General features: G+C 70.8%; 25 protein-coding genes and 1 other RNA gene. 7 read left to right on the top strand and 19 right to left on the bottom strand.

The window, feature by feature from the left end; genetic code table 11:
- Positions 1-12 precede the first annotated feature (12 nt).
- Positions 13-1,965, bottom strand: coding sequence for a potassium transporter Kup (locus tag ACZ5L9_RS19545; protein ID WP_464531358.1), 1,953 nt, complete (start codon positions 1,963-1,965; stop codon positions 13-15).
- Positions 1,966-2,034: 69 nt separating this feature from the next.
- Positions 2,035-2,892: an aldo/keto reductase gene (locus ACZ5L9_RS19540; RefSeq protein ID WP_464531354.1), complete on the bottom strand. Its 858-nt coding sequence runs from the start codon at positions 2,890-2,892 to the stop codon at positions 2,035-2,037.
- Positions 2,893-2,992: 100 nt separating this feature from the next.
- On the opposite strand from ACZ5L9_RS19540, the gene ACZ5L9_RS19535 reads away from it, so the two are divergent.
- Complete coding sequence (locus ACZ5L9_RS19535) at positions 2,993-3,775, top strand: slipin family protein (protein ID WP_464531350.1); 783 nt, start codon at positions 2,993-2,995, stop codon at positions 3,773-3,775.
- Positions 3,776-3,798: 23 nt separating this feature from the next.
- On the opposite strand, the gene ACZ5L9_RS19530 is transcribed toward ACZ5L9_RS19535, so the two are convergent.
- From ACZ5L9_RS19530 to ACZ5L9_RS19510, 5 genes are all read right to left on the bottom strand, one after another.
- Positions 3,799-4,989, bottom strand: a complete 1,191-nt coding sequence (locus ACZ5L9_RS19530) for a sensor histidine kinase (RefSeq protein WP_464531345.1) — start codon at positions 4,987-4,989, stop codon at positions 3,799-3,801.
- 159 nt (positions 4,990-5,148) lie between these two features.
- Positions 5,149-6,000 carry a uracil-DNA glycosylase gene (locus ACZ5L9_RS19525; protein ID WP_464531341.1) on the bottom strand — a complete coding sequence of 284 codons (852 nt, stop codon included), beginning with the start codon at positions 5,998-6,000 and terminating at the stop codon, positions 5,149-5,151.
- On the bottom strand, positions 5,997-6,362 hold the full coding sequence (locus ACZ5L9_RS19520) for a glutaredoxin domain-containing protein (RefSeq protein WP_464531336.1): 366 nt from the start codon (positions 6,360-6,362) through the stop codon (positions 5,997-5,999). Before ACZ5L9_RS19520 ends, ACZ5L9_RS19525 begins: the two co-directional genes overlap by 4 nt.
- A 125-nt stretch (positions 6,363-6,487) precedes the next feature.
- Positions 6,488-7,357, bottom strand: coding sequence for a phosphotriesterase family protein (locus tag ACZ5L9_RS19515; RefSeq protein WP_464531332.1), 870 nt, complete (start codon positions 7,355-7,357; stop codon positions 6,488-6,490).
- On the bottom strand, positions 7,357-7,731 hold the full coding sequence (locus ACZ5L9_RS19510; RefSeq protein WP_464531327.1) for a carboxymuconolactone decarboxylase family protein: 375 nt from the start codon (positions 7,729-7,731) through the stop codon (positions 7,357-7,359). Before ACZ5L9_RS19510 ends, ACZ5L9_RS19515 begins: the two co-directional genes overlap by 1 nt.
- 70 nt (positions 7,732-7,801) lie before the next feature.
- On the opposite strand from ACZ5L9_RS19510, the gene ACZ5L9_RS19505 reads away from it, so the two are divergent.
- From ACZ5L9_RS19505 to ACZ5L9_RS19495, 3 genes are all read left to right on the top strand, one after another.
- The gene (locus ACZ5L9_RS19505; protein ID WP_464531323.1) at positions 7,802-8,347 is read left to right on the top strand and encodes a CGNR zinc finger domain-containing protein; all 546 of its coding nucleotides are present in this window, start codon (positions 7,802-7,804) and stop codon (positions 8,345-8,347) included.
- A gap of 107 nt (positions 8,348-8,454) precedes the next feature.
- Positions 8,455-9,819, top strand: coding sequence for a TIM44-like domain-containing protein (locus tag ACZ5L9_RS19500; RefSeq protein WP_464531318.1), 1,365 nt, complete (start codon positions 8,455-8,457; stop codon positions 9,817-9,819).
- 209 nt (positions 9,820-10,028) lie between these two features.
- Positions 10,029-11,438 carry a DUF1254 domain-containing protein gene (locus tag ACZ5L9_RS19495; RefSeq protein ID WP_464531315.1) on the top strand — a complete coding sequence of 470 codons (1,410 nt, stop codon included), beginning with the start codon at positions 10,029-10,031 and terminating at the stop codon, positions 11,436-11,438.
- A gap of 77 nt (positions 11,439-11,515) precedes the next feature.
- On the opposite strand, the gene ACZ5L9_RS19490 is transcribed toward ACZ5L9_RS19495, so the two are convergent.
- Complete coding sequence (locus tag ACZ5L9_RS19490; protein WP_464531311.1) at positions 11,516-12,025, bottom strand: hypothetical protein; 510 nt, start codon at positions 12,023-12,025, stop codon at positions 11,516-11,518.
- A gap of 187 nt (positions 12,026-12,212) precedes the next feature.
- Between ACZ5L9_RS19490 and ACZ5L9_RS19485 the strand changes: the two genes are divergently transcribed.
- Positions 12,213-12,437, top strand: coding sequence for a hypothetical protein (locus tag ACZ5L9_RS19485; RefSeq protein WP_464531307.1), 225 nt, complete (start codon positions 12,213-12,215; stop codon positions 12,435-12,437).
- A 111-nt stretch (positions 12,438-12,548) separates the two neighbouring features.
- On the opposite strand, the gene rnpB is transcribed toward ACZ5L9_RS19485, so the two are convergent.
- Positions 12,549-12,941: RNase P RNA component class A (gene rnpB / locus ACZ5L9_RS19480), an RNA gene on the bottom strand.
- A 59-nt stretch (positions 12,942-13,000) separates the two neighbouring features.
- On the opposite strand from rnpB, the gene ACZ5L9_RS19475 reads away from it, so the two are divergent.
- Together ACZ5L9_RS19475 and ACZ5L9_RS19470 are read left to right on the top strand one after the other, a co-directional pair.
- On the top strand, positions 13,001-13,411 hold the full coding sequence (locus ACZ5L9_RS19475) for a tetratricopeptide repeat protein (protein WP_464531304.1): 411 nt from the start codon (positions 13,001-13,003) through the stop codon (positions 13,409-13,411).
- Between the two features lie 20 nt (positions 13,412-13,431).
- Positions 13,432-13,611: a hypothetical protein gene (locus ACZ5L9_RS19470; RefSeq protein ID WP_464531300.1), complete on the top strand. Its 180-nt coding sequence runs from the start codon at positions 13,432-13,434 to the stop codon at positions 13,609-13,611.
- 27 nt (positions 13,612-13,638) lie between these two features.
- Here ACZ5L9_RS19470 and ACZ5L9_RS19465 read toward each other — a convergent pair whose 3' ends face one another.
- From ACZ5L9_RS19465 to panB, 10 genes are all read right to left on the bottom strand, one after another.
- Positions 13,639-14,859, bottom strand: coding sequence for a PQQ-dependent sugar dehydrogenase (locus ACZ5L9_RS19465; RefSeq protein ID WP_464531296.1), 1,221 nt, complete (start codon positions 14,857-14,859; stop codon positions 13,639-13,641).
- 55 nt (positions 14,860-14,914) lie between these two features.
- Entirely contained in the window at positions 14,915-15,526 is a 612-nt protein-coding gene (locus tag ACZ5L9_RS19460) for a response regulator (protein ID WP_464531291.1), read from the bottom strand.
- Positions 15,523-16,653: a sensor histidine kinase gene (locus ACZ5L9_RS19455; protein WP_464531287.1), complete on the bottom strand. Its 1,131-nt coding sequence runs from the start codon at positions 16,651-16,653 to the stop codon at positions 15,523-15,525. The genes ACZ5L9_RS19460 and ACZ5L9_RS19455 overlap by 4 nt, the downstream gene beginning before the upstream one ends.
- A complete protein-coding gene (locus ACZ5L9_RS19450; RefSeq protein ID WP_464531282.1) occupies positions 16,646-17,446 on the bottom strand; it encodes an ABC transporter permease in 801 nt (266 codons plus the stop codon). Before ACZ5L9_RS19450 ends, ACZ5L9_RS19455 begins: the two co-directional genes overlap by 8 nt.
- On the bottom strand, positions 17,443-18,339 hold the full coding sequence (locus ACZ5L9_RS19445) for an ABC transporter ATP-binding protein (protein ID WP_464531277.1): 897 nt from the start codon (positions 18,337-18,339) through the stop codon (positions 17,443-17,445). The genes ACZ5L9_RS19450 and ACZ5L9_RS19445 overlap by 4 nt, the downstream gene beginning before the upstream one ends.
- 138 nt (positions 18,340-18,477) lie before the next feature.
- On the bottom strand, positions 18,478-18,873 hold the full coding sequence (locus ACZ5L9_RS19440) for a hypothetical protein (RefSeq protein ID WP_464531273.1): 396 nt from the start codon (positions 18,871-18,873) through the stop codon (positions 18,478-18,480).
- 392 nt (positions 18,874-19,265) lie between these two features.
- A complete protein-coding gene (locus ACZ5L9_RS19435; protein WP_464531269.1) occupies positions 19,266-19,835 on the bottom strand; it encodes a DUF6318 family protein in 570 nt (189 codons plus the stop codon).
- A gap of 293 nt (positions 19,836-20,128) precedes the next feature.
- A complete protein-coding gene (locus ACZ5L9_RS19430) occupies positions 20,129-20,392 on the bottom strand; it encodes a hypothetical protein (protein WP_464531264.1) in 264 nt (87 codons plus the stop codon).
- A complete protein-coding gene (locus ACZ5L9_RS19425) occupies positions 20,389-21,732 on the bottom strand; it encodes a WXG100-like domain-containing protein (RefSeq protein WP_464531260.1) in 1,344 nt (447 codons plus the stop codon). The genes ACZ5L9_RS19430 and ACZ5L9_RS19425 overlap by 4 nt, the downstream gene beginning before the upstream one ends.
- Positions 21,733-21,905: 173 nt before the next feature.
- Positions 21,906-22,757, bottom strand: a complete 852-nt coding sequence (gene panB, locus ACZ5L9_RS19420) for a 3-methyl-2-oxobutanoate hydroxymethyltransferase (RefSeq protein WP_464531255.1) — start codon at positions 22,755-22,757, stop codon at positions 21,906-21,908.
- Positions 22,758-22,795 lie beyond the last annotated feature (38 nt).

Genomic DNA, 22,795 nt, shown 5'->3' with positions numbered 1-22,795 from the left:
CGCGTACGGTCCTCAGACGCCGATCTGCGAGCCCATCACGACCACCCGCTCGCGGGGGAGGTTGAAGTACTCGGCCGGGTTGGCGGCGTTGCGCGCCATCATCACGAAGAGCTTCTTGCGCCAGCGGGGGAGTGAGCCGTGGGCCTGGCGGGTGAGGGTGGCCTGGGAGAGGAAGTACGTCACGTCGGCAAGGTCCGGATCGAACTCCCATCCCGAGTCGTGCAGGTGCGCGCGCAGCGCCGCCGGGATGTCGGGGCGGTCGAAGAAGCCGTAGCGCATCGTCACGTGCATGATGTGGTCGTTGCTGAAGCCGAGGTCGTCGAACGTGAGCGCCTCGGACGCCGGCACGTGCGGCACCGTCTGCGGCTGCGCGCTGAACACCACGACCCGTTCGTGCAGGACCCCGATGTGCTCGACGTTGGCCCGCAGGGCCAGCGGTGTCGTCTCCTTGCTGGGATGCGGGAAGACCGCCATGCCGGGCACCCGGTGGACCGGATGGTCGTGCAGGTCTCGCACGAAGTCGGACAGCCGACCCTCCGCATCGATCCGGTTGTCGGTGACGATCTGGCGACCGCGGAACCACGTGCTCATCAGGGTGAACATCACGATCGCGACGAGCAGCGGCAGCCAGCCGCCGTGCGGGATCTTGTTGAGGTTGCCGATCAGGAAGCTGGCCTCGATGCCGCCGAAGACGACCGCGAACGCGACCAGGCGACCGGGGCCCCAGGCCCAGGTGAGGCGCGCGACGACGAGCATCAGGATCGTGTCGATGAGGAGGGCGCCGGTCACCGAGACGCCGTACGCGCTGGCGAGACGGTCCGAGCTGCGGAAGGTGAGCGTGAGGGCGAGGACCCCGACGAAGAGCACGCCGTTGATGACCGGCAGGTAGACCTGCCCGGCCGAGCCCTCGGAGGTCTGGCGAACGGTCAGCGACGGCAGCAGTCCGAGCTGGGTGGCCTGGCGGGCGACCGAGAAGGCGCCTGAGATGACGGCCTGCGAGGCGATCACCGTCGCGACGGTGGCCAGCACGACCATCGGCACCTGCGCCCAGTCCGGCACCAGCAGGAAGAAGGGGTTCGAGATCGCCGACGGGTCCTGCAGGATGAGCTCTCCCTGGCCCATGTAGGTCAGCACCAGGGCGGGGAACACGACGGCGAACCACCCCAGCGCGATGGGCCGGTGGCCGAAGTGGCCCATGTCGGCGTACAGCGCCTCGGCACCCGTGATGCACAGCACCACGGCGCCCATCGCGATGAACGTGATGCCCGGATGCTCGGCGACGAAGGCGAGCGCATAGGTCGGCGAGAGCGCCCGCAGGATGCCGGGGTGCGGTACGACCACGCGCAGTCCGGCCAGCGCGAGCACCAGGAACCAGGCCAGCATCGCCGGACCGAAGAGCGCGCCCACCCGGTGCGTGCCGAAGCGCTGCGTGGCGAACAGCACGACGAGGACCGTCGCGGAGATCGGGAGCACGAGGTGCGTCAGGCCCGGCTCGGCGACACTCACGCCCTCGACCGCGGAGAGTACCGAGATGGCCGGGGTGATCACCGAGTCGCCGAAGAAGAGGCTCGCGCCGATGATCGCCAGCACGATGACGGCGCTGGCCCGGCGACCGGTGGTGCCGATCGTGCGACGGGCGATGCCGGCCAACGCCATCACGCCACCCTCGCCGCCGTTGTCGGCGCGCATCACGATGCCGATGTACTTGAACGACACGACCAGGGTGACCGACCAGACCACCATGCTGATCACGCCGTAGACGTCGCCCGGTGTCGGCTTGATGGCGTGGTCGTCGATCGAGAACAGCGTCTTGAGCGAGTAGAGCGGGCTGGTGCCGATGTCGCCGAAGACCACCCCGAGCGCTCCGAGCGTGACCAGGGCCGTGCCGGTGCCGGGGACGGCGGGGTGCGGAGTCAGAGACTCCTCGTCACCGCTGGCCTCCACCTGCTGCTGCGCGTCGTTCACCAGCCACATCTTGCACCCACCCCGGTGGGGCGGGACGGCGCTGGGGTGGGCAGCGCCGTCCCGGGGGCCTCAGACCGCGCTCTCGAGGGCGGTGTACTCCTCGTCGGTCAGGTCGAGCGCGGCCGCTGCCATGTTGTCCTCGAGGTGCGCGACGCTGGACGTGCCGGGGATCGGCAGCATCACCGGCGAGCGCTTGAGCAGCCAGGCCAGCGCGAGCTGCGAGGGGCTGGCGCCCTTGGAGGCGGCGATCTTGCTCAGCGGGCTGCCCGGCTTGGCGAGCTCACCGGTGGCGAGCGGGAACCACGGGATGAAGCCGACGCCGTTCTCCTCCGACCAGGTCAGCAGGCTCTCGGCGGATCGGTCGGCCAGGTTGTAGAGGTTCTGCACGGTCGCGATGGTCGCGACCTTCGACGCGGCCTCGACCTGCTCGACGCTGACCTCGGAGAGGCCGATGTGGCGGATCTTGCCCTCGTCCTGGAGGCTCTTGAGCTCGCCGACCTGGTCCTCCAGCGGCACCTCTGGGTCGATGCGGTGGAGCTGGAAGAGCCCGATCTGCTCGAGGCCGAGGTTACGCAGGCTCAGCTCGGCCTGCTGGCGCAGGTAGGCGGGGCGGCCCACCGGCGTCCAGACGCCGGGGCCCTGGCGGGTGAGCCCGGCCTTGGTGGCGATGACCACGTCATCGGCGTAGGGGTGCAGTGCCTTCGCGATCAGCTGCTCGGCGACGACCGGGCCGTAGGAGTCGGCGGTGTCGATGAAGTTCACGCCGAGCTCGACGGCCCGGCGCAGGACCCGTACGGCCTCGTCGGGGTCGCGGGGCGGACCCCACACCCCGGGGCCGGTCAGCTGCATCGAGCCGTAGCCCAGCCGGTTGATGGTCAGATCGCCGATGGTGAACGTGCCGCTCTGGTCTCCGAGGGTCTCAGTCATGTTCGGTGAACCGGCCGCACGGCGCGAACATTCCGGAGCGCCGGTCCACATCGAACGGCGGCGTAGGCTCGAAGGATCCCCTTCGGAGTAGGGAGGCGCCATGGGCGTCCTGCTGTTCATCGTGCTGGCGCTGGTCGTGCTCGGGATCGTGTCGGCGTCGCTCAGCGCCAGGGTGGTCAACCAGGTCGAGCGCGGGGTGGTGTTCCGGCTGGGCCGGGTGCTGCCGGAGACGCGCCCGCCGGGGCTGACCGGTCTCATCCCGATCGTGGACCGGATGAAACGGGTCAACATGCAGGTGGTGACCCTGACGGTCCCGGCCCAGGACGGCATCACCCGCGACAACGTGACCGTCCGGGTGGACGCGGTCGTCTACTACCGGGTGATCGACCCGGTGAAGGCCGTCGTCCAGGTGCAGGACTACGCGTACGCCATCGCGCAGGTCGCCCAGACGTCGCTGCGCTCGGTGATCGGCAAGAGCGAGCTCGACGACCTGCTCTGCAATCGCGAGCACCTCAACCAGGGTCTCGAGCTGATGCTGGACAGCCCGGCGGTGCCGTGGGGCATCGAGATCGACCGGGTCGAGATCAAGGACGTCGAGCTGCCCGAGTCGATGAAGCGCTCGATGTCGCGCCAGGCCGAGGCCGAGCGTGAGCGGCGTGCCCGGATCATCACCGCCGACGGCGAGTTCCAGGCGTCGCGCCGGCTGGCCGAGGCGGCGAGCGCCATGGAGGACACGCCCGCGGCGCTGCAGCTGCGCCTGCTGCAGACCATGGTGGAGGTCGCCGCCGAGAAGAACTCGACGCTGGTGCTGCCGTTCCCGGTCGAGCTGCTGCGCTACTTCGAGGCGGTGGCCGCGCCCAACCGCCCGGAGCCGCCCGCCTGAGGGTGCCTCGTACGGGCTGGGCGTCAGTGCGGGAACGTCGCGACCACGGCGGTGCCGCCGCCGGGGCGGTCGCCGATCGCCAGCGTCCCGCCGTGGTCGGCGAGGATGCGATGGCAGGTCGCCAGGCCGAGGCCGCTCCCGGGCACGTCCGTGCGGTGCCGGGCCAGAGGGAGCAGCACCTGCTCGCGGTACTGGGGTGGGATGCCCGAGCCGTTGTCGGCCACCTCGAGCTCGACGCCGTTGGGGATGGCGCGGGTGGTCACCAGGACCTCGGGCCACAGGCCGTCGCGGGTGTAGGTGAGCGCGTTGGAGACCAGGTTCTGCAGCACGACGCGCAACTGCACCGGGTCGGCGTTGACGTCCACGCCGGACCAGCGGATCGTGCCGTGTGCCACCAGCGGGCCGAGGTCCTGGACGACCGCCGGCATGACCTCGGTGATCGCCACCGGGCGTCGTGTCAGGGTGCCGCCGATGCCGGCGTACTCGAGCAGGTCCTCGATCAGCGCGAGCATCCGCCGGCTCGAGGCGATGCACTGCCCCAGGTACTGCGAGGCGTTCGCGTCGCCGGCCACGGCGGGCAACCCGGCCGTGAGATCGGCCCAGGCGAGGGTCGCGGTGAGCGGCGACTTCAGGTCGTGGCTGACCTGCGCGGTGAACGCCGCCAGGTGTTGCTGTGAGCGCGCCAGCTCGGCGTTGGTGCGCGCCAGGTCCTCGGTACGGATGCTGAGCTCGAACAGGTCGACGACCTGCCGCGCCAGCGTCGCCAGCATCCGGCGGCGCTGGGTGACGGTGTTGGTCCGGCGCTCGGCCCGGCGATCCGGGTGCGGGTCGGCGACGCTGAGGGTGCCGACCGGGACGCCGCACGGATCGAGGAGGAGCGCGGCGGCGTACATGTGGCCCGGGCCGAGGCGCGCATCGACGCGCGCCGCCGCGAAGCGCGGGTCCTCGCCGACGTCCTCCAGGTAGACGTTCTCGCCGGCGGCGAGGGTCGCCGCGCACAGCGCGGCGCCGGCATCCTCGGCGTCCGGGTCGGCGCCGTAGATGGCGACCGTGTGGATGCGACCGTCATCGACGAGGTCGATGGCGGCGACGGGCGCCTCGCACACCTGTGCCGCGAGCTCGCACAGAGCCACCAGGTCCTCCTCAGGAGGCCAGGTGTTGAGGTAGGCGACAGCCTTGCCGAGAGGCTTGCTCCCGCCCGCATCGGTGCTCATGTGACCAGAGTTCCCTCTGTTCGCGCGTTCTGCACACGATTCCGCGCAGGTTCCTGCGCTGATTTTCGGCGTCGGCGCCGAGCGTCAGAGGGCCGACGCCCATCCGGCCGCTGTGGGCACCCATCTCGCCCCCATCTCGCCGGCGACGGTGAGTGAGGTCTATCCGTCGGGTGCGGTGGTCCGGCTGAGGGCGACGGCCCGGGCGAACACGTCGTCGAGCATTGCCGCGGTCAGCCGTCCGGTGGCGGTGTTGTGCTGGCTCGGGTGATAGCAGCCGAGCAGCGTCACCGCGTGCCCGTCGCCGGCCAGGGTCGCCAGCGCGCCGTGCCCGAAGCGAGGCTTGGGGCGGGCGACCTGCCGGCCGAGGGCGGCGTACGAGCGCAGGGCCGCGTCCCACCCGTACGCGCCGAGCGCGACCACCACCCGGACGTGCTCGGCCAGCAGCCCGAGCTCCGCCTCGATCCACGGCGAGCAGGTGTCGCGCTCGGCGGGGGTGGGCTTGTTCTGCGGCGGCGCGCACCGGACGGTGGCGACCATCCGGGCATCGACGAGCTCGAGTCCGTCGGCGGCGTGCACACTCGTGCCCCGGGTGGCGAGGCCGACGCGGTGCAGGGAGGCGAACAGCCAATCGCCGCTGCGATCGCCGGTGAAGACCCGGCCGGTGCGGTTGGCGCCGTTCGCTGCCGGCGCCAGACCCACGATGAGGATGCTCGGGGTGGGGGAGCCGAAGCCCGGGATCGGGCGGCCCCAGTAGGGCTCGCCGGCGAAGGACGCCCGCTTCGTGACCGCCACCTCCTCGCGCCACTCCACCAGCCGCGGGCACGCCCGGCACACGCTGACCCGGGCGCCGAGCTCGTCGAGATGCGCGCCGGCCGCGAGGTTCCGCGCCTGTGCCGCGGTCCGTGCGACGGGCGTCGTCGCGGTGGCCGGATCGCCCGGCCAGCCGGTGCCGGGCGGGACGGGCGAGACGAAGAGGCCTCCGCTCGCCGGGTGGGGGAGCGCGAGGCTCACCGTACGCTCCGGTGGGCGATCTGCGTGCGCACCCACGACGGCGCCGGATTGGTGCGGTGCTCGGCGCCGACGAACACCGTCGGCACCGTCTCGTTGCCGTCGTTGACCGAGCGGACCCGCGCAGCGGCCGCCGGGTCGCGGTGGATGTCGACCCACACGGCATGTCGCCCGGCGGTGCCCAGCAGCAAGCGCAGCCGGAGGCAGAACGAGCAGCCCGGGCGCCAGTAGATGAGCGGAACGCCGCGCGCTGTGGCCTCGGTGCGGGCCGCGGCGTCGTCCCGCGAACGCGGGAAGGCCAGCGGTGTCAGCGTCAGCACCAGGACGAGCGCCGCGGCGACCAGGAGAGCGACTGCCGATGCCATGGGCCGATCGTCGCACGCGGCCGGGCCACTGGGGTCGGTCAGCGGGGCTGCACCGTCCCGTGCTCGCGATCTCGACAACGTCACCGTGGCTCACCGCCCCAGGCCGATCGGCCGATCGGCGGTCGTCAGAACGACCAGGCGGCGGCCGGGTTGTCGCGCAGGGCCAGGTCGCGAAGTGCGGGATCGAGTGGGCAGTCCGCCTCGGCGAGCATCGCTGACCCGGTCCTGCCGTGGGCGCGGGCCGTGGACGTCGTGGTGTCCGATCCGAGCAGCAGCCTGCTCGCATATCCGCGGTCCGCGAGCAGCTCGATCCGTTGGCGCAGACCCTCGACGGTGGTCCTGTACGCCGGCGAGGGCGCGTCGAGACACACCCACGCGCCCAGCGCCGCGGCGTCGAGCAGCGCGTAGAGGTCGGGATGGCGTCCCAGGTGTCCCAGCACGATCTGGTCTCGGCGCACGCCGAGGCTCTCGAGCACGCCGACGACTCGCTCGGCCCCGGCGCCGTGCTCGAGATGCAGGGCGACCGGCGCCCCCGTCTCCGACGCTGCGTGACCGGCGGCGACCAGGCTGTCGTGCTCGTACGCGTCGAGCACGCCCGGCCCCGTGCCGATCTTGATCAGGCCACACCGGCGGGCGCGGATGTCGTCGACGAACAGCCGGCTCAGCTCCTCCGCACCCGCGAGGGCGATGGGGGCGCTGCGCCCGTAGATCGCCCGCCGGTGACGTCCTGTCGCGGCGACGACGTGGACGCCGGTACGCCGGCTGAGGTCGCGGAGGTCGTCCAGGCGTCGGCCCAGCCCCGCGGGCGTCCACTGCACCAGTGTGCGACCGCCGGCGGCGTGCAGGGCCGTCAGCTCGGCGTGGGCATCGGGCAGGGAGTCGAGCTCCTCGCCCGGCAGCGCCGTCGTGGTGAGGAACAGGTGGTCGTGCGAGTTCGTGATGCCTGCCGACCGGGGATCGACGTCGGCGAGGACCGTGCGGATCATCGCCGGCATCAGTCCGCGTCTCCTGACCGGGTGGCGGCGACCTGACGCAGCGCCGCCATCACGCGTGGCAGCCCGACGTAGGGCGTGAGGTGCACGAACGCCTCGGCGATCTCCTGCTCGCTCAGTCCGATGCGGCGGCTGGACCTGATCTGGCCCTCGAGCTGCGGCTCGACGCCACCCAGGGTGGCCAGCGCGGCGAGGTTGAGGAGCTGGCGCTCCCGGAACCCGAGCCGGCCTCGCTGATAGGTGCCGCCGAAGACGGAGTCGACGATCCAGGCGTCGAATCCGGGAGCGACGGCGTCCACCGTCGCTCGCCAGGCTGCGGTCGTCTCGGGGTCCTGGAGCTCGCCGAGCGTCCGGGCACCCGGGGACTGGTCGTGCATCTGCTGCCGCCTTTCGTAACGGTTCGACCGTTACAGATACCGTAACGCACGAACCGTTACACTCGTGTCCATGGGTGACGAGTTCCGGACCGACGGGGGAGCGGCGTGGCTGAATCTGCTCGCGACGCAGGGGCAGTCGTTCGGGGCGCATCCCGTCGAGCGACTCCCCGACGCGCGGGCGGTCGCCGCCTGGCTGACGCTGATGGGTCTCCCGCCGGCCGAGCCCCCGACGGCCGCCGACCGGGAGGCGCTCGTCGCGGTGCGGGAGTCGCTGCGCTCGCTCGCGATGGCGGCCGTCGCGGACGAGCCGTTCGATCCGGTGGCGGAGGCGGCGGTCTCGCTGGCCGCGCACGGGCCGGGCCTGAGCGGTGCCGCCGGCGAGGCGGTCCCGATCGGCGCCGCCGTCTCCGCGCTGTGCACCCAGGCGCTGGTCACGCTCCGCAGCCCCGACCGCGTCTATCTGAAGCAGTGTGCCGAGACCGACTGCCGCTGGGTGTTCCTCGACCCCTCCGGTCGGCGCCGGTGGTGCCCCTCGCCGGCCTGCGCCTCTCGCGGGCGCGTACGGGCACACCGGGCCGGCCATGCGTCGTCACTCGCGGCGTCGGAGGAGCCGTAGACCGGCCGGTCGGCGGTGCGGCGCGCAGTGCGCGCTGCCGGAGCATGCCCATGCCCGGCGTAGTCTCGCGAGTGAACGTCCCTCCTCCGACAAGGCCCCCACACGCCATGCGCACCGCACCCGACCGCCCCTCACGCGCCCGACGCCTCGTCGCGCCGATCGCCCTCGTCTCCGCCCTGGCCCTGCTGCCTGCGCTGCTGGCACCGACGGCGGCGTACGCCCGCGGCGGTGGCGGCCGCGGCGGCTTCGGGGGTGGCGGCGGTGGCGGCTTCGGAGGCGGCGGCGGCACCCACTTCGGCACCGGCGGCGGGTTCCTGTTCCTGGGTGGCGGGGGTGGTGGCGGAGGCGTCCTGCTCCTCATCATCGTGTTGGTCGTCCTGTACTTCCTCTACAAGAGCTGGTCGCAGAACCGCCGGGCCAAGAGCAGGATGAACACCGCCAGCGACCGGGTCGCCCACCGCTCCAACAAGGACGCCCGCGCACGTGCGACCCGCGTCGAGGCCCAGGTCGGCGCGCTCGCCGTCGACGACGCGAGCTTCGACGTGGCGGCGCTGAAGGAGCGGGTCACCCGCCTCTACGTGACGGCCCAGCGAGCCTGGTCCGCCCACGACGAGGCGACGCTGCGCGTGATCCTGGCACCCGCCCTCTACGGCAAGTGGAGCGAGCAGCTCGGCGAGTACGCGGCCCGCGGCGAGGTCAACGTCGTCGAGATCCTGAGCGGTCCCGACGTCGAGCTCGTCAGCGTGGCGAACCGCACCGGCGAGGTCAACGACACCGTCACCTTCCGGATCACCGCGACCCTCGACGACCATCTCGTCAGCCGACGCACCGGCAACCGCATCAGCCGCAACGACCGCTCGACGCGTCCGGTGGAGTACTGGACGCTGCGCAAGAACGACGCCGGCGAGTGGATCGTCGGCTCGATCGAGCAGGCCGCGGAGGGCAGCCACCACCTCACCGACGCCGTCGAGACCGACACCTGGAACCAGAAGTCGGTGGCCCGCGACGCGGTGGTGGAGAGCGCCGGCCGTACGTCCGTCGCCGACGCCGACGTCCTGGCACTCACCAGCGTCTCGTGGGCCGAGGCGGCCGACCGGGCGGCGAGCGACCTGAGCCTGGTCGACGCCCGCTTCGACAAGCCTGTGCTCGAGGTGGCGATCGCGCGTTTCGTGGAGGAGTGGCAGCTCAACGACGGCAGCCTCGACTTCACCGCCACCCGCACCGCGAACCGCACGGTTCTGCGTACCGCCACGATCCAGGGCATCGAGGTGCGCGAGCTGGTCGCGCGCGACCCGATCACCTTCCGGGTCGCGGTCGCAGCGCTCGGCGTCTACTACGAGGTCGATCGGCGTACCGAGGAGGTCGTCGCCGGCGACGCGCACGCGAGCCGTCCCGTGTCGTTCCTCTTCACGCTGCGGCTGGACGACGCCTCGCAGGGCTGGACGGTCATCGGCGCCGACGCCGCGCACTGACGCCGGGCCAGCGCCCGCACGCTGGTCGGATCTCCAGTCGCGCCGTGGTTGCCTTGCCCCCAACGGCTGACAAGCGCCGAGTCCAGAGCTTCCACGACGCAGGCTGTACCGGTGTCTGTGACTGACAGCTCACCCGCATCAGGTGACCCGGTGATCGGCAGGTCTCCTCAGGCTGGAGCTCACGAGTCGAGGACGAGTCTGGAGGGGCGATGACCGACCGCACACACTCTGATGGCCGGGGCTATGAGTTCGTGGGGGGCTACCCGACAGCGGAGACCGCCCAGCGCGCGCATGACGAGGCGGGCTTCAATCGTGCGGTCCAGGCGTACCGGTTCTTCTATCCGAGCGTGTCCATCATGGCGACCTGGAAGGGCAACATGCGGGCGGGCACCGTCGCGAACAAGGTGTTCGCGCTCCTGGAGGGGACGCCGCAGCAGTACGTGTTCACGCCGAACTCGGACACCCCGTACTCGGGGCTGCCTCTCGACCTGACCGATGGACCGATGGTGTTGGATCTGCCGCCCGGCCCGCTGATGAGCACGGCGAACGACCTGAACCAGCGCTGGATCATCGACATGGGCCTCCCGGGCCCGGACAAGGGCGAAGGTGGGCGACATGTCATCCTGCCGCCGGGATACGACGGCGAGGTCCCCGCGGGGTACTACACCGGTCGATCCACCACCAACCGGCTGCTGGTGCTGTTGCGCGCACTGCCGCGCGGCAAGGACATGGCCGGCGCCATCGAGCTGATGAAGTCGGTGAAGGTCTATCGCCTGGGGGAGGAGCCGGTGGCGCCGGACTGGGTGGATCTGACGATGCTGGCCGACGAGGACTTCACGCCGGTGCCGTGGGAGGACAACCTGAAGTTCTGGGAGGTCCTGGCTGAGCTGCTCCACGACGAGCCCCCGTTCGAGGAGTTCCGTGCGCACTACGGCGATCTGTCCGAGCTGGGCATCGCTCGCCACGTCGCGTTCGAGCCGGACGAGCGGATGCGGGACATCCTGAGCCGGGCCGCGGTCGCCGGTCATGCCCAGCTCGCGGCGCAGTCGTTCGCCGACAGACGACCCGATCGTGAGGTCTGGCCCGGCACCCGGTGGGAGTGGGCGGTCCTGCGGCCGGAGAACGGCACCTTCGATACCGCCGACTACGCGGACGTCTATGCCCGCCAGAAGTGGTTCTACCAGGCGCAGATCGAGTCACCGGCGATGTTCGCGCGGGCCCCAGGAGCCGGGTCCCTGTACTGGCTGAGCACCCGCGACGGCGCCGGGGTCTACCTCGACGGCGCCGAGCGGTACACGCTCGATGTGCCCCAACCGGTCCCGGCCAAGCTGTTCTGGTCGCTCACCGTCTACGACGCCCGGACCCGCAGCGAGATCAGGACCGACCAGAACCGAGCGGCGATCCGGTCGCTGTTCGAGCTCGACGGCATCGCCACCGACGAACCGGTGAGGCTCCACTTCGGGCCGGAGCCGCCCGAGGGCGTCTCGGCCGCGGAGGTCGAGGAGCGATGGATCCGAACGCTGCCCGGTGTGGGCTGGTTCGTCTATTTCCGCATCTACGGACCCGAGGGCCCGGCCTTCGACGGCTCCTGGCGGCTCCCCGACTTCATCAAGCACTGAGTCCACGAACCCGGAGTCGTCCCGCTCCGTGACGCACAGGCCCGCACGAGGCGCGTACGGCCAGGCCGCGTCGAGGGTCAGGCGGCGGTGGGCTGGGCAGCGGTGGTCGGGCCTGCCAGGGTCCGATCTCGCAGCACGAACGCAGTCCGTGCATAGGAGGCCTGCATCGTGTCGGAGTCGACGACACTGAGCGCGTAGGCGCCGAGGTTGAGCGGGTAGTGGGTCTCGAGCTCGATGGTGCGGCCCATGAAGTCCTTGAGGCTGTCCACGCCGAGCTCGCCGAGGTGCTCGGAGAGGAGGTCGATGACGTCGTCGTCGGTCTTGATCTGACGGACCGCTGCTTGTACGGCGTGGACGGCGTCGGCCTCGGTGATGCGGTGCTCGGATGCCACGGCGTGCACGATCGACAGCGCGTCCCACAGGCGGTAGGGCAGGCCGTTGCCGTGGTCTCGCGGCTCCCAGCGCTGGGTCCTGGCAGGTGTCGTGGTGAGCAGATCGCCGATGAGTCCGAGCGCCGTGGAGATCTGGTCTGGACCCGGCGCGGGGGATCCGAGCGGGTCGGCGGCGATCGTGTCGAGCTCGTCCATGAGGGTGGTCCTTCCGGCGTCCGGATCGTGGTGGCGAGAGGGGATGTACCCACCGACGCGGATCCTGACGCCTGTTCTCGCGATCGAACCGATCCGTTGCGTCTGAGGGGCGAGGTCGCCGGCTCGAGACCGCATGAGCCAGGTCGACGCGATGTACGCCCGCTGCGGTCGCGGTTAGCGTGCTTTCATGGCAGACATCGTGATCCGGGTCCGATTCACCAGTGGTGACCACACCGACGTCCGGTGTCAGGACCCGGACGTCGCCGGTGAGGACGAGCTCCTCGAGCAGGTGGTCGAGGAGCTGGCATCCGACTCCGGTGTCCTTCGCTGCCAGCACGGCGACCGGCTGCTCGTCCTCTTCGCACGAGGCATCGCCTCCGTCGAGCTCGCTCCGCGAGGCGCGATCCTCTGAACCGGATACGGCACCGTCATAGCCGGCACGGCGAGCGGGACCTCGGGCAAGGTGGCGGGGACGCCACCGCGCGCCGCGCAGCTGCTGCAGCAGGGCGGCGCCGGTCCGGTGCGTGTGGGCTGACCTGTGAGCCGGGTTCTGTTCTCCCGAAGGAGTGCGACCATCCATCTAGGACCACCGTTGCCGGTGGCCTCAAGCAACCTACCCGTGCTCTCGGGCGGGCAGCCCTCGGACGAGCACTGTTCGGTCTTGCTCCGGGTGGGGTTTACCTAGCCGGCCTGGTCACCCAGGCCGCTGGTGAGCTCTTACCTCACCGTTTCACCCTTACCCTCCGGATCCCGGGGATCTCGCAAGCTCGATCTCCGACACGCCGGAAGGCGGTCTGCTTTCTGTGGCACTGTCCCGCGGGTCACCCCGGGTGGCCGTTAGCCACCACCCTGCCCTACGGAGCCCGGACTTTCCTCGGTGCCTCTTGCGAGGCAACGCGGTCGCCCGGTCAGCCCACACGCGCCGACACCGTACCGCGGTGGAATGTGCGCTCGCGACTCCTTGTTGAAGGCCCCATGAGCGACCTGACCGCACCCGCTGTGATGTTCCCGGGGCAGGGCCCCGAGACGGCGTACCGCACCGCTCACGACCTCCTCGCCCGCCGCTTCCCGCGCGAGGCGCTGGAGCTCGTCGAGCCGGCGCTCGCCGACGACCCTCGCAACACCGGCCTGCGCACCCTGCTGGCGTGGGCCTACCTGATGCGCGCCCAGCTGCAGAAGGCCGAGGAGGTGCTGCGTGGCCTGGTCGAGGATGACCCGAGCGACGTCTGGGCGCAGCATGCGCTCGGTCGCGCGCTGGAGCGGCAGAGCCGGTACGCCGAGGCGCTGCCGTACCTGCGCCTGGCCGCCGTGATGAGCGGTGAGTACGACCACGAGGCCGCGGCGTTCCGCGTGCAGCAGGAGCTGGACCGGCGCGCGTCGCAGTGATTCGCGGGTACCTTCAGCCCATGAGCTACTGGTACTGCCTCAAGCACCACACCGTGGAGCCCGAGGAGGGCTGCCGCAACGCCGACCGGCTGGGTCCCTACGACACCGAGGCCGAGGCCGCGAACGCGCTCGGCAAGGTCGAGGAGCGCAACGAGAAGTGGGAGAAGGACGACGAGAAGTGGGACGAGGCGTCCGAGTGACGCGCCGCCCCACGTCGACCGGTTCGCTCAGCGGGGGCTGACCCGCAGCAGCACGTCGGCGCCGTCGCCGTTGTCGGTCGTCACCAGCAGGTCGCCGTTCGGCGCGCTCACCACGGTGCGGATCCGGCCGTACCGCTGGAGGGCGGCGGGCGATGTGGTCCCGGCGAGCCGCCCGGTGCGGGTGAGGCGGACGAACAGCACCTGCTCGTCCTTGAGCACGCCGACCGCCAGCGCGCCCCTCAGCGAGCCCCAGCGCCGCTGACCGGCGACGAACGTGCCGCCGCTGGTCGCCAGCGTCGGATATCCACTCGACCACACCGCCGCGATCTGGTGTCCGGGCAGCGCCTGGTCGGTCATCGGGACCGACTCGTTGTAGCCCGGCACCGGGTCATAGCCGTAGTCGCCGCCGATGACGATCCGGTTGACCTCGTCGTCGCGGTCGGTGCCCTGCTCGATCGACCACAGCGACCCGTCGGCGCGCTGGGCGAGGCCCTGCACGTTGCGGTGCCCGTAGCTGCTGATGTAGCGGGTCGCCCGGTCGGCGGCGTGGATGAACGGGTTGGTGGGCCAGGGGGCGCCGGTCATCCGGTTGAGCCGCAGGGTCTTGCCGCCGAGCGAGGTCAGGCTCTCCGGGTTGGTGCCGATCGCCGCGTCGCCGGTGCCGACGTTGAGGGCGCCGTTGCGCGTGATCAGGAGGCGGCAGCCGCCGTGGCGCCCGCTCGAGGTCGGGAAGCCGGTCACCAGGGTGCGGGCCAGCCTGGCATGCGTGTACGAGCGGTTGAGCCGCCAGGCGATCACCCGGACGTCATGTCCGCCGCCCGGCAGGTTCCAGCCCTGGCAGGTGTAGATCCGCCGGTTGTGCGCGAACCGCGGGTCGACCTCCAGCCCGAGCAGGCCGGTCTCCCCGGAGACCCAGATCCTGCCGTTGGCGAACGCGACGTCGTGCAGGCGGCCATGACGCAGGATCGTCAGGGAGCGCCGCTCGCGCTGGGTGATCAGCAGCCGGCCGCCCGGCAGCGGGGCGACGTCCCACGGGTGATCGAGTCCGCGCGCGAGCGTGCGGACCCGCAGCGCTGGCATGCCGGCCCGCGGGGCCGACGTCGTGACGGGCGCGGAGGCGCCCGTCGAGGCGGCGATCGCGGTGATCGGCCGGGCGGCCTGCGGACCGGGATCTGAGGCTCCGCAGGCCACGGCCGGGAAGCCGAGCAGGAGGGAGACCGTGATGGCGACACCGAGCGTCCTGGTCATGCCTCCAGCATGACGCCCGATCAGCCGGGGTCAAGGGCGTCGGCGTTCGCGGGGGTCAGAGCCAGCCGTTGCCGTCGGCGGTGAGGACGGCCTCGGTACGGTTCGCGGCGCCCGTCTTGCCGATCGCAGCCGACAGGTGGTTGCGCACCGTGCCCTCCGAGAGGAAGAGCTTGGCCGCGATCGCCGCGACGCTCGAGCCGTCGCGCGCGGCCAGCAGCACCTCGGTCTCGCGTGCCGTGAGCGGTGACTCGCCGGCGACGAGCGAGTCCATCGCCAGCGCCGGGTCGACGACGCGCAGCCCCGCGTGGACCCGGCGTACGGCGTCGGCGAGCTGGGCGGCGGGCGTGTCCTTCACGACGAACCCGCTCGCACCGGCCTGCAGCGCCCGCCGCAGATAGCCCGGCCGGCCGAACGTCGTCACGATCAGCACCTTGATCTCGGGCGCCGCCGCCTTGAGCTCGGTGGTCGCGGCGATGCCGTCGAGCCCGGGCATCTCGACGTCGAGCAGGGCCACGTCCGGCTGGTGCTGCAGCGCGGCGGCGACGACCTCGGTGCCGCTGCCGACCTCCACGACCACCTCGAGGTCGGACTCGAGGCTGAGCAGGGCCGACAGCGCGCCCCGTACGAGGGCCTGGTCGTCGGCGAGCAGGAGTCTGATGGTGCTCATGCGCGGGAGACCTCCAGGGAGAAGCCGGGGGAGAGGGTGCGGGTGGTGACGGTGGCGCCGACGACGGCGGCGCGCTCGCGCAGGCCGGTGATGCCCGAGCCCTCGCGCAGGCGGGCGCCCGGACCATCGCCGTCGTCGCGGATCATCACGCAGCTCGGCGAGAGCCGGATCTCGCACCGGCGGGCGCCGGAGTGGCGGATGACGTTGGTGATGCCCTCGCGCACCGACCACGCGAAGAGCTCGCGCAGCTCGGTCGGGACCTCGTCGGTGGACTGCGGGATGCGGGGGGCGATCTCGGCGGCCGACAGCGCCGCCCTGGCGCGCGCCAGCTCGCCGGGCAGGCTCAGCTCGCGGTAGCCCTCGACGGCGCGGCGGATGTCGGCCAGCGCGTCGCGGGAGAGCCGCTCCAGGTCGTTGATCTCGTCCTTGGCGCGGGCCGGGTCGACGTCGATCAGCCGTCCCGCCAGCTCCGCCTTGACGGTGATCACCGTCAGGGAGTGGCCGAGGATGTCGTGCAGGTCGCGGGCGAACCGGTTGCGCTCGTTGTCGACCAGTAGCTGGGCGTTCTCGGTGTGCGCGCTGACGAGGTCCTCGTTGCGCCGCAGCACGGTCTTGAAGCCGAAGATCGCCAGCGCCCCGGCGACCACGCCGAAGGCGTTGCCGACCTGGTCGGGCCAGCCGGGGATCCAGCCGACGGCGAGGGTGCCGAGCACCACGAGCGCCACGATCGGTGCGGCCCAGCGCAGCGGCATCACCAGCACGGCCATCACCGCGACGAACGGCGCCGCCGCCGTGCCGGCCGCGCCGACGCTCGCGATCATCAGGACCGCCAAGATGGCGAGGGCGCCGACGTACGCCGCCCCGGCCGCGAGCGGCAGAGGCGGCGACGCGCCGCGCAGCGACGCCCGTACGTCCACGAAGACCCGCACGTACAGCAGCGCGAAGCAGACCGTGATGATCATGCCCGCGATGCCGCGGCCGTCGTGGTGGTCGTTCCAGCGGTTCCAGCCCGCGATGAAGGGGCTGGTCAGGAAGAGCAGCCACAGGCCGCCGATCCACGGGCCGACGACGCGCATCCGGCGATCACGGCCGGATGGCGTCGTCGTGGGCCAGGTCTGATCAGACACGAGCCGTATCTTTGCTCATCCGCCAGGCCGCGCCGGCCACGAACAGCCCGAACCACACCACCGCGTTGACGATCGCGTACCAGGGGAGCTCGTGGGTGAGGGGTGCGCGGGCGATCTCGGAGACGCCGTACATCGGGGTCCAGTAGGCGATGTGGCGCACCACCGGCGTGTAGTTGTCCAGCGGGATGAAGACGCCGCCGAGGAAGGAGAGGGCCGCCAGACCCGGGCCGAGGATCTGCATGGCGTTCTCGCCGGGGACGATGTAGCCGACGAAGACGCCGAGGGCCGCGAACGTGACGGTGCACAGGAGGGCGAGCAGGGCGCTGCTGACCCAGACGCCGACCGACATGTCGGCCTTGCCCTGCCAGACGCCGACCGCGTTGACCACGACGATCGCGAGACCGCCCATGATCAGCGCCATGGTGGCCTTGACCAGGATGTAGGCGACCGGGTTGAGCGGCGTCAGCCGCAGCTGACGGCTCCAGCCGGTGGCCCGCTCCATCGCCACCATCGCGCCGTTGGCCGCCGAGGTGAGCGCGGCGCCGTACAGGGCGATCGAGATCAGGAGGTAGGCGGCGACGTTGCCGCTGCCCGCCGGGTCGTCGGAGCCGTTCTGGCCGGTGAAGATCAGCGCCATGAACGCCGGGAGGAGGAGCGTGAAGACGATGGTGCGGCGGTTGCGCAGCATCCGCCTCAGCTCGATGCGGAGCAGGGTGGCGTTGAAGCCTCCGAGCTTGGGGACGCGTCGGGCCTCGACGTCGATGGTCTGGCTCGCGTTGGCTGCGGTGCTCACTGGTCGCCTCCGGTCAGGCTGAGGAACGCGTCCTCGAGGTTCTTGCTGGTGATCTCCAGGTCCCGTGCTCCGGTGTGCGTGAGCAGGTGACGTGCCACGGTGTCGCTGTCCTTGGTGTGGACGATGATCTGGTCGCCGCGGATGTCGATCTGGTCGACGCCGCCGAGGGCGCTGATCTGCTGCTCGATCGCACGGTCGAGGCCCGGCACGGTCGCGCGGACCGTACGACCGGCGGCGAGCGCGCGGATCTCCGCACCGGAGCCGTCGGCGACCTTGCGGCCCTTGCTGATCAGCACGATGCGGTCGGCGTACTGGTCGGCCTCTTCGAGGTAGTGGGTCGCGAACAGGACCGTACGACCCTTGTCGGCGTCGCGGCGGATCGCGTTCCAGAACGTGCGGCGGCCCTCGACGTCCATGCCGGTGGTCGGCTCGTCGAGGAGGAGCAGGGCCGGGTCGGGCAGCAGGGCCATCGCGAACCGCAGCCGCTGCTGCTCGCCGCCCGAGCACTTGCCGACCTTGCGGTCCGCGATCTCGGTGATGCCCGCGTTGGCGAGGGCCTCGTCGACCGGCAGGGTGTCGGCGAAGAGGCTGGCGGTGTAGGCGACGGTCTCGCGGACGGTGAGGTCCTTGAGGAGGCCGCCGGTCTGCATCACCGCCGAGACGAGGCCGCGGGAGATGGCCTGGCGCGGGGCCAGGCCGAGGACCTCGGCCGTGCCCTGGGTGGGCTGGGAGAGGCCGAGGATCATGTCGATCGTGGTCGTCTTGCCGGCGCCGTTGGGGCCGAGGAACGCCACCACCTCGCCGGGCTGGAGCTCGAGGTCGATGCCCTTGACCGCCTCGACCTGGCCGAAGCTCTTGGTCACGCCTTCGAGGCGCACCGCTGGAACTGTCATGTGTCCCAGTGTTGTCGTTTCCGCGCCGCGATGCGGCTGTTGTCGCTCATGACGTCGGGGTGACATCTGTCAGACATCGACTCGGCCCTCTGGCACGGGTGACTCGGCCCTCCGGCACGGGCGACTCGGCCCTCCGGCTCAGTCGGCGACGAGGTGGGGAGTGGCGGTCAGGATCCGGAGCTGCTGCGCCGGGCTGGTGATGGTGACCGTGTCGGCCAGGTGCTGCTGTGCCCCACCGTCGATGGAGTAGTCGGCCTGATAGACGGTGTCGACCGTGACGCTGACCTGCCCCTTCGTCAGATAACGGTGGACGATCGTCTGATCGGGATAGGCCGCCCCCGGGTCGGTCGTCGTCTGGGTCGAGCCGTCCCCGTAGTGCCACACGTAGCGCGCGACGGTGATGTGGAACGCGACGGGGACCCCGAGCAGGGTGCGAGTGGTGTCGAGCGTGAACGGGTCGGTGAAGAAGATCGAGTCGAAGTTGACCAGCGTCTCGCCGCCCGGTGGCTGGATGTGGATAGCGGATGCCTTCATCCGGAGCGTTTTGAAGGCACGCTCCACGTCAACCGTGGTCGGCCCAGGGCACGAGTACCGGTAATCCGAGACGGCGCCAGTATCGGAGAGGAAGTACGTGACGGACATGACTGATCCGTCGGGGCATGCATTCGCGTCGCCACACGAACTCACACCATTGAGATCGCATATATTCATAGTGACGTAATGGCCTCCAGCTCGTCCAGGCGAATCAGATGACCCTGAACTCGTCGTGGCGACACTGGTGTCGTCGTTAGCCGACTCATTGGCGCTCGACGAGTCTGCCTCAAAAACGCCCGGCGCGACCCCCACATGTGGGTCGTCGCTAGCATGTGCGCGCGTTGACGGTGTCAGGATCAGCAGCAGAGCCAGCGTTAGCGAAGCGACTCGGATCATGGTCGAGTCCTTAGATCAGCCATCTGCCATGAACCGCCGGGCCGCGCAATGAGGATGCCGAGCATAAGCGTCCGACCGGCGGGGTGAATCACCGCCTTTTGTCCGGGCACGACGACGCGCTCCGTAGCAATGTCGATCGCGAAGGAGACTGCGGCAGTGCGATGAACCATGTCGAAGGCAGTCGTCGTTGCTGAAGTAGCGCTCTGGGCAACCCCCTCAACGTGCCCGCCAAGCTGAGCGATCCTGTCGATTCCCTTGATGCCGCCATGGCAGCCGACACAGCTCGGCGCGGAAATCGTCTTCAGTTGTGATGTATCGAGCGTCCTCTCCGCGTAGTCGATCGCCGAGACGTAAAACCTCACGAAGGCTTCTGCGCCGGCTCGAGTCTGCGCCTGGGCCGCACTCGGCATCACCGGTGGTGTGGGCGAGGCGCTCGTCGACGGCGGCGAGATCGGACTTGCTGAGAGCGTCGGCGACGGAGGCGGCGCGGTCGCGGCTTCGCTGCCGCAGGCGGCCAGCAGCGCGCAGGCTGCGATGGCGCTGAGGCTCAGAGAGAGTTTCCCCATGTGGTCCTTCTTCCCGAGGAGGCGCCCGACCAACCGCGCCTGATCGGAACCATATTGCGACCGCAAGAAACGTCGCTAGGTCCGGTTACCGACCTGTGGATAAGCCGATGCACCGCGCCATCGAGTCGGCGGCGATGCACTTGACCCCGGGGAAGTAACTCGCCCGCTTCAGCGCAGGCTGCCTGGGGGACGACAGCGGGCCGTGTGCGCGCATAGGAGTGTGGGCGAGCACGGTCTCAGGCCCGGCCGGCTCCTCACTATGCGCGTCCGACACCAGGGGCGTCCCGGCTCGATCAGCGTTCGAGGTTCTTGAGCTGCTCGAACGGGTCCCAGCCCTCGGGACGCTCGTCGTCTGAGCGGCCCCAATCCCACTGCATGCCGTCGGCGATCCACTTCCGACGCCACGAATCGAAGGTGTAGCCAGAGTTGTCGTCCGTGTAGCCGTACTGGAATCCGCAGCAGTAGCAAATCTCGTGCGATGCCCCTCCTGAGGTGGAGTAAGGAGGCTCTGCGAGATCGTCGAATCCGCACGCCGGGCACATGTAGCCAGTTGTCATTGAAGGACTCCTTCTTGGCGTGACCAATAGGCGGCGGGGTTGTCGGGACGGAAGATCGTGCGCGCACGGCCGTCACGGTTGAACGAAGCAAACATCTCACTTTGCGGATCGAAGATGCGGATCACGCCGTCTTCGTCGATCTTCGTCGGCAGGCCTTCAGCCCTCGCCCGTCGCAAGAGTTCTTGCGCTGCACGGACGTACTCTGCCTGCGTCTTGGCGCCGACGTCTGCCCCGTGATCACGAAGATGTCGGGTGAGCGTGCGGCGATTGGCCCAGCCCGACTCGATGACCTGCTCGTCGGTCAGAGCACCGGCTGCCCCGGCGCCGGATCCAACGCCGGCGGCCGTGTCGAGCTCCGACTGCAGAACAGGGGACCCGGTCCTGATGTCCGCGGCGACCGGGCGAGCCTCCGACATCATCGTCAGCCAGCCTCGGTCGGCGGCGGTCGCGCCGACGAGCAGTGGTTTCAGCGTCGGGAGCGCCTCGTCGAGGGCGCGGAGGAGGGCGACGATCCGGGTGGCGCAGCGGGTGATGATCGTGGCCTCGAGGGCTTTGCCGGCCAGCTCGCCGCCGCCGTCGCTGAACGCGCCGACGAGGAAGCCGCCGGCCTCGCACCAGGCGACGGAGATGACGAGGTCCTTGACCGACTCGTAGATCGGGTCGCGCTGGCGCTGGACCTCGTCCGCGAAGCGGGTGATCGCGCTGCCCAGCTCGGAGCAGTCATCGGCCAGCGCGTGTGCGACCGACGAGAGGCGGGTGCAGGCCGCGATCGCGGCCGGGAGTTCGGGAGAGGCCATCGAACCGAGCGTCTGCCCGGCCCGATCCGGCAGGGCGGACAGCGCCCGTAGGCCCGCTGCGGCCCGGTGCCACGCGGCGGCCAGGGTGGCGAGACGTCCGAGGTCGGCGCCGGGCCAGGTGTACCCGGACAGGTGCGCGACCACCATGTGCCAGCCGCCCGGCTCGTCCGCGTTGCCCCCGAAGATCGGCGGCAGACCCGACATCCGAACGGAGCGGAGCGCGCGCTGGGGCAGCGCGTAGGAGGGGAGCCCGTACGGCGCCGCGGCGGCCTCGGCCCGCGCGTGGTTGTCGCCGCTCGCGTCCAGCAGGAGCGCGGCGTTCCCCAGTGCGCCGACGAGGTCGGAGATCCCGTCGCTCACCGAGGCGGCGAAGGCCGAGTATGAGGCGGCCCAGGTGGCCGCACCGCCCGTCGTGCCGGTCGACATCGAGGCGTCGGCGATCGCCGTGAAGAGCGACTCGGCGACCGCGCCCGCGTCCTGGTTCGCGTGCGTGAGGAGCCGCGCCGCATCCCCGTACGTGGTGGTGTCGATCGTCGCGAGCATCGGTCGTCCTCCCGAGACGGACCGCCCTCGCACGATACGAGGGCGGTCTCATCTCAGCAAGGACGGGTCACAGCCCGCGACCCCCGAGACGGGATCTGTGGATAACTCCGTGCCGGAGGGCCGAGTCAGTGATGCGGGAGGGCCGAGTCGGTGTGCCGGAGGGCCGAGTCGCGCTAGAAGGTGTGCTCGGGGCCGGGGAACGCGCGCGTGGAGACGTCGGCGGCGTAGGCGCGAGCACCATCCAGGAGGACGTCGTGGAGATTGGCGTACTGCTTCACGAACCGCGGCGTACGGCCGGTGCCCAGCCCGAACGCGTCCTGCCACACGAGGACCTGGCCGTCGGTCTGGTTGCCGCCGCCGATGCCGATGGTCGGGATCTCGAGCTCCTGGGTGACCTCGGCGGCGACGTCGCCCGGCACCATCTCGAGGACGACGGCGAAGGCGCCCGCCTCCTGCGCCGCGTACGCGTCCCGCAGGATGCGTGACGCGGCCGAGTCGCCGCGGCCCTGCACCCGGTACCCGCCGAGGGTGTGCTCCGACTGGGGTGTGAAGCCGATGTGGGCGCAGACCGGGATGCCGCCCTGGGTGAGCCGCTGGATCTGGGGCGCCATCTCGACACCGCCCTCGAGCTTCACCGCGGCCACCTGGGCCTCCTTCATCAGCCGGGCCGCCGAGAGGTACGCCTGCTCGGGCGAGGCCTGGTAGGTGCCGAACGGCAGGTCGCCGATGACCAGGGCGCGTGAGGCGCCGCGGACCACGCCGCGCGCCATCACGATCATCTCGTCCAGGGTGACCGGCAGGGTGGTGCCGTAGCCGAGGACCGTGTTGCCGCCGGAGTCGCCGACGAGCAGGGTGTCGATCCCGGCCTCGTCGAAGATCCGGGCGGTCATCAGGTCGTACGACGTCAGCATCGTGAACGGCCGACTCTGCTGCTTCCACTCCCGCAGGTGGTGGGTGCGGACCTTCTTCACCGTCGCCGGCGTGTCGGCCGCGCCACCGTACGGGGCGCTCTCCTCAGTGCTCATGTCGAGCCTTTCGTGACATCTCGCGGCTCCCCGAATGG

Source organism: Nocardioides sp. JCM 18998 (assembly GCF_055391535.1).
The sequence above is the reverse complement of the archived record's forward strand: the minus strand, read 5'-3'. Positions and strand labels throughout refer to the sequence as shown.

Excerpts from the sequence above, each read along its gene's own strand:
- ACZ5L9_RS19540 (WP_464531354.1), bottom strand. The coding sequence starts at position 2,892 with ATGACTGAGACCCTCGGAGACCAGAGCGGCACGTTCACCATCGGCGAT.
- ACZ5L9_RS19535 (WP_464531350.1), top strand. The coding sequence starts at position 2,993 with ATGGGCGTCCTGCTGTTCATCGTGCTGGCGCTGGTCGTGCTCGGGATC.
- ACZ5L9_RS19530 (WP_464531345.1), bottom strand. The coding sequence starts at position 4,989 with ATGAGCACCGATGCGGGCGGGAGCAAGCCTCTCGGCAAGGCTGTCGCC.
- ACZ5L9_RS19520 (WP_464531336.1), bottom strand. The coding sequence starts at position 6,362 with ATGGCATCGGCAGTCGCTCTCCTGGTCGCCGCGGCGCTCGTCCTGGTG.
- ACZ5L9_RS19515 (WP_464531332.1), bottom strand. The coding sequence starts at position 7,357 with ATGCCGGCGATGATCCGCACGGTCCTCGCCGACGTCGATCCCCGGTCG.
- ACZ5L9_RS19510 (WP_464531327.1), bottom strand. The coding sequence starts at position 7,731 with ATGCACGACCAGTCCCCGGGTGCCCGGACGCTCGGCGAGCTCCAGGAC.
- ACZ5L9_RS19505 (WP_464531323.1), top strand. The coding sequence starts at position 7,802 with ATGGGTGACGAGTTCCGGACCGACGGGGGAGCGGCGTGGCTGAATCTG.
- ACZ5L9_RS19500 (WP_464531318.1), top strand. The coding sequence starts at position 8,455 with ATGCGCACCGCACCCGACCGCCCCTCACGCGCCCGACGCCTCGTCGCG.
- ACZ5L9_RS19495 (WP_464531315.1), top strand. The coding sequence starts at position 10,029 with ATGACCGACCGCACACACTCTGATGGCCGGGGCTATGAGTTCGTGGGG.
- ACZ5L9_RS19490 (WP_464531311.1), bottom strand. The coding sequence starts at position 12,025 with ATGGACGAGCTCGACACGATCGCCGCCGACCCGCTCGGATCCCCCGCG.
- ACZ5L9_RS19485 (WP_464531307.1), top strand. The coding sequence starts at position 12,213 with ATGGCAGACATCGTGATCCGGGTCCGATTCACCAGTGGTGACCACACC.
- ACZ5L9_RS19475 (WP_464531304.1), top strand. The coding sequence starts at position 13,001 with ATGAGCGACCTGACCGCACCCGCTGTGATGTTCCCGGGGCAGGGCCCC.
- ACZ5L9_RS19470 (WP_464531300.1), top strand. The coding sequence starts at position 13,432 with ATGAGCTACTGGTACTGCCTCAAGCACCACACCGTGGAGCCCGAGGAG.
- ACZ5L9_RS19465 (WP_464531296.1), bottom strand. The coding sequence starts at position 14,859 with ATGACCAGGACGCTCGGTGTCGCCATCACGGTCTCCCTCCTGCTCGGC.
- ACZ5L9_RS19460 (WP_464531291.1), bottom strand. The coding sequence starts at position 15,526 with ATGAGCACCATCAGACTCCTGCTCGCCGACGACCAGGCCCTCGTACGG.
- ACZ5L9_RS19445 (WP_464531277.1), bottom strand. The coding sequence starts at position 18,339 with ATGACAGTTCCAGCGGTGCGCCTCGAAGGCGTGACCAAGAGCTTCGGC.
- ACZ5L9_RS19440 (WP_464531273.1), bottom strand. The coding sequence starts at position 18,873 with ATGAAGGCATCCGCTATCCACATCCAGCCACCGGGCGGCGAGACGCTG.
- ACZ5L9_RS19435 (WP_464531269.1), bottom strand. The coding sequence starts at position 19,835 with ATGGGGAAACTCTCTCTGAGCCTCAGCGCCATCGCAGCCTGCGCGCTG.
- ACZ5L9_RS19430 (WP_464531264.1), bottom strand. The coding sequence starts at position 20,392 with ATGACAACTGGCTACATGTGCCCGGCGTGCGGATTCGACGATCTCGCA.
- ACZ5L9_RS19425 (WP_464531260.1), bottom strand. The coding sequence starts at position 21,732 with ATGCTCGCGACGATCGACACCACCACGTACGGGGATGCGGCGCGGCTC.
- panB (WP_464531255.1), bottom strand. The coding sequence starts at position 22,757 with ATGAGCACTGAGGAGAGCGCCCCGTACGGTGGCGCGGCCGACACGCCG.